We start from the raw sequence: 6,844 nt of genomic DNA, 5'->3' as shown, positions 1-6,844 counted from the left end.
TTCACCCCACGGAACCGCGGGTAACCGGGCGTCTCCCCGGCTTTGACGCGGCGGAAGAAAGCCTGGAATGCCTTGTCCAGGCGGCGCAGCGTGGCCTGCTGGGACGAGAACGACCACCGGCCGTGACACTCGGGGTCGAAGGCCCGGATGTCCTTGAGCTGCGCGGACTGGTCCCCGTACTTGATGCCGGTCTTCGACACGTGCCGGTAGGCGTCGCGGCGTTCCTGCAACGCCCCGTTGTACAGCGAGCAGTGATCGCGGAGCATCTCCGTCAGCGCCCCGGCCTGCTGGACGGTCGGCCGGAGCAAGAACCTGTACGAGCGGATCATCCTCCGGCCTCCTTTCTATTACGTGATGTGACATCACACTACCATGCATGCACTCACATCACGCAACGCCTACCATCGGCCCATGACCCAACGCCCCCTGACCGGAGCCGAAGCCGCCGAATACCTCGGCATCAGCATCCGCCGCATCCACAACCTCAACGCCGCCGACAACGACTTCCCCGAACCCGAATACACCGGCCGCACACCCACCTGGACCACAGGCCAGCTCGACGCCTGGCGCACCACCCATCCCGCCCGCAGACACAACATCCGTACTCAAAACTGAGGTCAGAGCAACACCGAGAAGCGATTCCGCCACGCCTAAAGGCGCGGGTCCCCTCGCCAGGAGTCTGATGGAGAGGGGCCGGACAGAACCCTGGCCCCGAATCGCGGTCATCGTTGTTGAACGACTTCCAGAACGTCGAGGACGAGCAGGATCGCAGCCCCGGACAGAACCACGATGGTCAACGCCCATCCGCAGAATTCCGAGCGTCTTCTGGCTACGCGGCGGGACATCACTCCATTTCCTCCGCGTCACCGGACAGAGGCAGGACGGGAACGAGCGGGATCAGATACCAGGTGCCCGCACGGGCGTCGCGGTGGTCCCCGGGGTGCCCGGACTCCCGTACACACGCGCCCGCTTCGCCGAGTATCGGGGCGCCGTAGAACAGGGAGGCGCGTACCGTCCCGCACCGGTCACGGGCCGGGGGCGTGGCTGCGGTCGCCGTCACCGCGTGCCCTCTTCTGGCATTCGCAGAAGCGCCCATACGACCTTGCCGACCGTGTCACGCGGTTCGGAGCCCCAGGCATCGGCCAGGGCATCCACCAGCGCCAGCCCCCGCCCCGACTCGTCCTCGCCCGTCGCGTGCCGCAAGCTCGGCTGCCCGTCGCTAGCGTCGGAGACCTCCAGCCGCAGCGCGGCACCGGTCAGTTCGAACCGGACGCCGATCTCCCGGCCGGGGGTTGTCGGGGCGTTCACGGCGTTTGTAGTCAGCTCCGAGAGCAACAGGACTGCGGAGTCGGTGAGTTCGGCGTCGTCGATGTGCCATATGGCGAGCTGGTGGCGGAGGGCTGCGCGGGCGCGGCCGACGCTGCGGCGGTGCCGGGGGAACCGGTGCGTCGCGCTCCGTGTGGGAGCGGGCGGTGCGGTTCCTGTCGGTAGGGCTCTTGTGGGCATGGCACATCCCCTTGCGAGCGGGTGACGGTGCGTCAAGGTGACTCATCTGTCACGGGCTGGAGCGGTGAGTAACGGATTCCAGAGTGCACGGCAATCTCCCTGTCCGCAACATCCCCTATGGAAATATATCCATGATCAAATTAATGAGCTAACGTTCACGCGGACAGGCATCCAGGAAGGGGGCTCGCATGGCTGGATCTCGCCCAATGGTTCGACAACGTCGCCTTGCTGCACTGTTGATCGAGTTCAGGGAGACCGCGGGGAAGACCCTCGATGAGGCGGCTGACCGTATCGGATGCCACCGAACGAAGATCAACCGCATCGAGAACGCACGCTTGGGGATCTCCTTGGGGGAGCTGCGTGACCTGCTGACGTTCTACGGGGTCGAGGATTCCGCCCAGGTCGACGAGATGGTGTCGCTGGCCAGACGGCGGCGGCAACCGGGCTGGGTGCAGCGTGCGGGGCAAGCGCGCCCTACATACCCGGACTTCATCGAGTACGAGGAAATGACCGACTGCATCCGGTCGTACCAGCACGGCGTCATCGCCGGGCTCCTGCAGACGTCCGACTACGCGCGGGAGATCATCTCCGCCGCCCCCTCGTCCCTGAAACGCGAAGAGATGGACGCGCTGGTAGAAGCACGGATCAAACGTCAGGAGGTCCTGGAAAGGTCCACACCGCCGCGGCTGTGCGTGATCGAAGGCGAGGCGGCTCTCCGCGTTCAAGTGGGTGGCCGAGGGGTGATGCGCAAGCAGTTGGAGCACCTGGAGGAGATGGCCGGTCATCCGTCCGTGGAGATTCAGGTTGTCCCGGACCAGGCGGGCGCGCACGCGGGACTGACCGGATCGTTCGTCCTCTTTTCGTTTCCTGGTACGTCGTTCCCGGATGTCGTGTGCTTGGAGCAACGCACGGGGACGCTCTACATGGAGTCTCCGGAGGAGGCGGCGGAGTATGCGCTCATCTTCGACTCGCTCCGGTCAATCGCCTTGAACCCTGGGGACAGCCTCGGCCTGATCAGCCGGGTACGGCAGGAGATGTAGCAGCATGCAACGCAGAGAGGTAACAGGGATGAGTGCCCCCAGTCCTGAGACAGCGACTTGGCGTAAGAGCAGCCACAGTGCAGAGGGCGGCGACTGCGTGGAGATCGCCGCCGGGTTCCCGAACGTGCTGCCCGTACGCGACAGCAAGGACGCATCCGGCCCCAACCTGGCCTTCGACACCCGGGCCTGGACCTCGTTCATGACGGCGTTGAAGGCCGACGAACTCCCCTCGGCCTGAGCAGCAGCGTCCCTCGCATCTCTGGACCATTCGCCCAACACCCGTACAACCAAGCCGCATCCTCACGCGTCCTGATCGTCGACGGCTCCCTCCTGCCGTCGACGACCACGACCGAAGGACCGCATGAACCCACACAGACGTACGACGCCCACAGCCACCACCGCGACGGCGACCGCCGTCGTGCTCGCCACCGCCGGTGCGCTGCTCAGCACCGCCGCCCCAGTCGCCTCCGCCGCGACCACCTGCGACTCCCCTGTCTACAAACGCCAGTTATTCGCGAACGCCAGCCTCTCCGGTACGCCGAAGAGGACGGACTGCGATTCCGCCATCGCGGAGAACTGGGGCGCGAAGGCCCCCGCTGCCGGCCTCCCGAAGGACAACTTCAGCGTCCGCTGGACCGTCACCCGCGACTTCGGCTCCGGCGGGCCCTTCACCCTCACCGCGGCCACCCAGGACGGCATCCGCGTCTACCTCGACGGCAAGATCAAGGTCAACCTCTGGAAGAACGTCACGACGACCCAGAAGAAGACCGTCAACCTCACCATCCCCAAGGGCAAGCACACCCTCCGCATCGACTACGCCAACTTCACCGGCAACGCGAACGTCAACTTCGCGTACACGCCCAGGACTTCGGCGTCGGTGGACAAGGTCAAGCCGCTCGCGCCGACGGCGCCGACCGTCACGTACGACAAGACAACGGGCAAGGCGAAGCTCACCTGGGCGAAGAACAAGGAGATGGACCTCTCCGGGTATCGCGTCTACCGCCGCGTCACGAGCAGCGACAGTTGGAAGCGGCTCTCGGCCACGACCGGGACCTCGTACACCGACACCCCGCTCGCGACCGGCGAGACCTACTACTACGAGGTCCGCGCCTACGACAAGGCCGGCAACGAGTCGGCGGGCAGTGCCGACAAGACCGTCGCCACCGAGTTCGGTGCCCCGCAGGGACTCGTGGCGACGTCGACGAGCGCGGCCAACTCCCTTGCGTGGAAGGCCGCTCCGGGAGCGGCGTCGTACGAGGTGTACCGCGCGTTCGGCGACAGCGGGACGTTCGAGCTCGTCGCGACGGTCGGGTCGCCCGCGTACACCGACGGGACCGCGGCGGCCAACGTGCCCTACGCGTACAAGGTGCGGGGGCTGAACGCGGCCGGGAGCCCGTCGGCGTACTCGGCCGTCGTGTGGGCCACCCGGGACACCGTCGCGCCGCCGGCGCCCGAAGGTCTCACGGTCGCCTCGGCGGACGAGGGCGGGGTGACCCTGACCTGGCGGAGTTCGGGCCCCGACGCGGCGAAGTACCACATCTACCGTTCGACGTCGTCGATACCCGGCGGTCCCAGGCTGGGATCGACGTCCACAACGGCCTACCGGGACACGAGCGCTGAGCCCGGCCAGCTCTACTCGTACACGGTGAAGGCCGTGGACGCGGCGGGGAACGAGTCCACCTGGAATTCCTTGGTCCACGCGACGAGGCCGGTCGGACCGAGCAGTGCTCCGAGGCCACCGGCCATCATGAACCCCTCCATCGTGAACAACCGGCTCTCGATGAGCTTCGAGAACAACGGGTACGTCCCCGTGTCCGGCTACGAGGTGTACCGCTCGCGCACCACCCCCGTGGACACGACCGTGGCGGCGAACCGCTTCGGGGGTGGGGGAACGTCGTTCCAGGCCACGGTCTCCGAGAACGAGTACGACTACTACTACGCCGTGGTCGCCGTCTCGCCGTACGGCGTCCGTTCCGTGCCCTCGGGCTCGTTCCGGCCGCACGTGGTGCCTCTGACGCAGCTGCCGCTGCCCGTCAACGCGGTCCAGGCCGTTCCGGGCGACGGGCAGGTCCGGCTCCTCTGGGACGCCAGTCCCCAGAGTTCCACCGAGCAGGTGGTCGTCGGCTACCGCGTCTACCGCTCGACCACCCCTGGGTTCACCAAGGAGACCGCCGAGTCGAGTGTCCTGACCCACGTCACCAGCTACACCGACACGGGGCTGATCAACGGCACGGCGTACTACTACGCCGTCGCCTCCGTCGCCGAGACCGGCACGGAGTCCGCACTGTCCCCCGAGGTGACGGCGACACCCACGGCCTGACCCGTCTCAGCTCCGCCGGTGGCCCGTGATCGCCTCACGATGACGAGCCCTCGGCGGGGCCTTCCGGGACGACGGCCTCGGTGGCGTACGGCGGCAACACGATGCTCACCCTCACCGTGCACCCGAGGCCGGTCGTACACCGACACCACGGCCACCGCCGGCACCACCCACTTCTACTGGGTGACCGCCCTGCACGCCGACGGCACCGAGTCCGCCCCCGGCGACGCCTGGGCGGCTCTGGCGCCCTGAGCATGCGAGGAGGGGCCCGGAGAATTCTCCGGGCCCCTCTCGCGTGTCTGTCCACCTGCGTCAGTCCTGTTGCCGCTTCGGCCGCCAGACCACCAGCGCACTCGTCTGCTGAACTTCCTGATACGGCACCAGATCCCGCCGGTACGAGGCATGCACAGCCGCCTCCCGCTGCTGCATCGCAGCCGCGGCCCCGTCCAGCGCGGACTCCATCTCCGCCACCCGTGCCTGCAACGCGGCGACCTGGTTCTCCAGTTCGATGATCCGCTTGATGCCGGCCAGGTTGATGCCCTCGTCCTGCGACAGGGCCTGCACCGTGCGGAGCAGGTCGATGTCGCGGGCCGAGTAGCGGCGGCCCCGGCCGGCGGTGCGGTCGGGTGAGACCAGGCCCAGGCGGTCGTACTGGCGCAGGGTCTGCGGGTGCAGGCCCGAGAGCTGGGCCGCCACCGAGATGACGTAGACCGGGGTCTCCTGCGTCAGTTCATACGGGTTGCGTCGACGACCGTCCATCTCGGTCAAGCTCCCTTCGCTGCCTCGAACAGCTCCGCCCGCGGATCCTCGTCCGCGGTCGCCTCGCGATACGCCTCCAGTGCGTCACGAGCCTTCCCCGTCAGCTCCGTCGGGACACTCACCTCGACGGTGACCAGCAGATCGCCCCGGGTGCCGTCCTTGCGGACCGCGCCCTTGCCCCGCGCGCGCATCGTGCGCCCGTTGGGTGTGCCCGGAGGAAGCTTCAGGGTGACCGGCGGGCCGCTCAGGGTCGGGACCCTGACCTCGCCGCCGAGTGCCGCCTCGACGAACGTCACCGGCACCGTCACCGTCAGGTTGTCCTCCCTGCGGCCGAAGACCGGGTGGGCGTCGACATGCACGGTGACGTACAGATCGCCGGCCGGACCGCCTCGCTCGCCCGGCGCTCCCTTGCCGCGGAGGCGGATGCGCTGGTCGTGCGCCACGCCCGCCGGGATGCGCACCTGCATCGTCCGGGAGGACTTGGCGCGCCCGGAGCCGCTGCACACCAGGCAGGCGTGCTCCGCGATCAGGCCCCGGCCCTTGCAGTCCGGGCAGGGGTCGGTCAAGGAGAAACCGCCGCCCGAACCGCGCGCCACCTGGCCGGTCCCGACACACGTCGGGCACACGCGCGGCGTGCCGTTCTTGTCGCCGGTTCCCGAGCACGCCTTGCACGGTGACTGGGACGTCATGCGCAACGGGACCGTCGCGCCGTCCACCGCCTCCGTGAAGCTCAGCGTGACCTCGGTGTCGATGTCCTGGCCGCGCCGGGGCTGCGCACGCGTGGTGCCGCCGCCCCGGTTGAACAGTCCGCCGAAGACATCTCCGATACCGCCGCCGAAGCCACCCGCGCCGGGGCCGGATCCGGCCCCGCCCGGGGCGCCGCCACCGAAGAGGTCACCCAGGTCGAAGTTGAAGGAGCCGCCGCCCGCGCCCGGCCCCGGACGGAAGCCGCCGTTGCCGAAGAGGGCACGGGCCTCGTCGTACTCCTTGCGCTTCTTGGGGTCGCCGAGGATGTCGTTCGCCTCGGAGATCTCCTTGAAGCGCTCCTCGGCCTTGGCGTTGCCCTTGTTGGCGTCCGGGTGGAACTCGCGGGCGAGTTTCCGGTACGCCTTCTTGATCTCGGCCTCGGTGGCGTCCTTCGGGACGCCGAGGACCTTGTAGAAGTCCTTCTCGATGAAGTCCTTGGTGCTCATCCCCGACGTCCCTCCTTTCCGGCGTTCCC

The 6,844-nt window shown here is 68.1% G+C and carries 10 protein-coding genes; 5 read left to right on the top strand and 5 right to left on the bottom strand.

The window, feature by feature from the left end; translation table 11 throughout:
- The coding region (locus tag G3I71_RS03445) for a helix-turn-helix domain-containing protein (RefSeq protein ID WP_343242831.1) at positions 1-329 on the bottom strand (329 nt) is incomplete at its 3' end.
- Between the two features lie 82 nt (positions 330-411).
- Here G3I71_RS03445 and G3I71_RS03440 point away from each other — a divergent pair.
- The gene (locus G3I71_RS03440) at positions 412-615 is read left to right on the top strand and encodes a DNA-binding protein (protein WP_164312360.1); all 204 of its coding nucleotides are present in this window, start codon (positions 412-414) and stop codon (positions 613-615) included.
- 229 nt (positions 616-844) lie between these two features.
- On the opposite strand, the gene G3I71_RS03435 is transcribed toward G3I71_RS03440, so the two are convergent.
- Positions 845-1,060 (bottom strand): hypothetical protein, encoded by a 216-nt coding sequence (locus tag G3I71_RS03435; RefSeq protein WP_164312359.1) that lies wholly within the window; start codon positions 1,058-1,060, stop codon positions 845-847.
- Complete coding sequence (locus tag G3I71_RS03430) at positions 1,057-1,506, bottom strand: ATP-binding protein (RefSeq protein WP_164312358.1); 450 nt, start codon at positions 1,504-1,506, stop codon at positions 1,057-1,059. The genes G3I71_RS03435 and G3I71_RS03430 overlap by 4 nt, the downstream gene beginning before the upstream one ends.
- A gap of 188 nt (positions 1,507-1,694) precedes the next feature.
- On the opposite strand from G3I71_RS03430, the gene G3I71_RS03425 reads away from it, so the two are divergent.
- From G3I71_RS03425 to G3I71_RS03410, 4 genes are all read left to right on the top strand, one after another.
- Positions 1,695-2,546, top strand: a complete 852-nt coding sequence (locus G3I71_RS03425) for a helix-turn-helix transcriptional regulator (protein WP_164312357.1) — start codon at positions 1,695-1,697, stop codon at positions 2,544-2,546.
- A gap of 28 nt (positions 2,547-2,574) precedes the next feature.
- Positions 2,575-2,784 (top strand): DUF397 domain-containing protein, encoded by a 210-nt coding sequence (locus G3I71_RS03420; protein WP_164312356.1) that lies wholly within the window; start codon positions 2,575-2,577, stop codon positions 2,782-2,784.
- Between the two features lie 123 nt (positions 2,785-2,907).
- Positions 2,908-4,866, top strand: a complete 1,959-nt coding sequence (locus tag G3I71_RS50820; RefSeq protein WP_239148832.1) for a fibronectin type III domain-containing protein — start codon at positions 2,908-2,910, stop codon at positions 4,864-4,866.
- 39 nt (positions 4,867-4,905) lie between these two features.
- A complete protein-coding gene (locus G3I71_RS03410; RefSeq protein WP_164312355.1) occupies positions 4,906-5,115 on the top strand; it encodes a hypothetical protein in 210 nt (69 codons plus the stop codon).
- 60 nt (positions 5,116-5,175) lie between these two features.
- Here G3I71_RS03410 and G3I71_RS03405 read toward each other — a convergent pair whose 3' ends face one another.
- Positions 5,176-5,622: a heat shock protein transcriptional repressor HspR gene (locus G3I71_RS03405; RefSeq protein WP_164312353.1), complete on the bottom strand. Its 447-nt coding sequence runs from the start codon at positions 5,620-5,622 to the stop codon at positions 5,176-5,178.
- A gap of 5 nt (positions 5,623-5,627) precedes the next feature.
- Positions 5,628-6,815 (bottom strand): molecular chaperone DnaJ, encoded by a 1,188-nt coding sequence (gene dnaJ, locus G3I71_RS03400; protein ID WP_164312351.1) that lies wholly within the window; start codon positions 6,813-6,815, stop codon positions 5,628-5,630.
- Positions 6,816-6,844: the final 29 nt, after the last annotated feature.

This window comes from Streptomyces sp. SID12501 (assembly GCF_010550245.1).
In the GTDB taxonomy this organism is placed as follows: domain Bacteria; phylum Actinomycetota; class Actinomycetes; order Streptomycetales; family Streptomycetaceae; genus Streptomyces.
The sequence above is the reverse complement of the archived record's forward strand: the minus strand, read 5'-3'. Positions and strand labels throughout refer to the sequence as shown.

Excerpts from the sequence above, each read along its gene's own strand:
- G3I71_RS03440 (WP_164312360.1), top strand. The coding sequence starts at position 412 with ATGACCCAACGCCCCCTGACCGGAGCCGAAGCCGCCGAATACCTCGGC.
- G3I71_RS03405 (WP_164312353.1), bottom strand. The coding sequence starts at position 5,622 with ATGGACGGTCGTCGACGCAACCCGTATGAACTGACGCAGGAGACCCCG.
- G3I71_RS03420 (WP_164312356.1), top strand. The coding sequence starts at position 2,575 with ATGAGTGCCCCCAGTCCTGAGACAGCGACTTGGCGTAAGAGCAGCCAC.
- G3I71_RS50820 (WP_239148832.1), top strand. The coding sequence starts at position 2,908 with ATGAACCCACACAGACGTACGACGCCCACAGCCACCACCGCGACGGCG.
- dnaJ (WP_164312351.1), bottom strand. The coding sequence starts at position 6,815 with ATGAGCACCAAGGACTTCATCGAGAAGGACTTCTACAAGGTCCTCGGC.
- G3I71_RS03410 (WP_164312355.1), top strand. The coding sequence starts at position 4,906 with ATGACGAGCCCTCGGCGGGGCCTTCCGGGACGACGGCCTCGGTGGCGT.
- G3I71_RS03430 (WP_164312358.1), bottom strand. The coding sequence starts at position 1,506 with ATGCCCACAAGAGCCCTACCGACAGGAACCGCACCGCCCGCTCCCACA.
- G3I71_RS03425 (WP_164312357.1), top strand. The coding sequence starts at position 1,695 with ATGGCTGGATCTCGCCCAATGGTTCGACAACGTCGCCTTGCTGCACTG.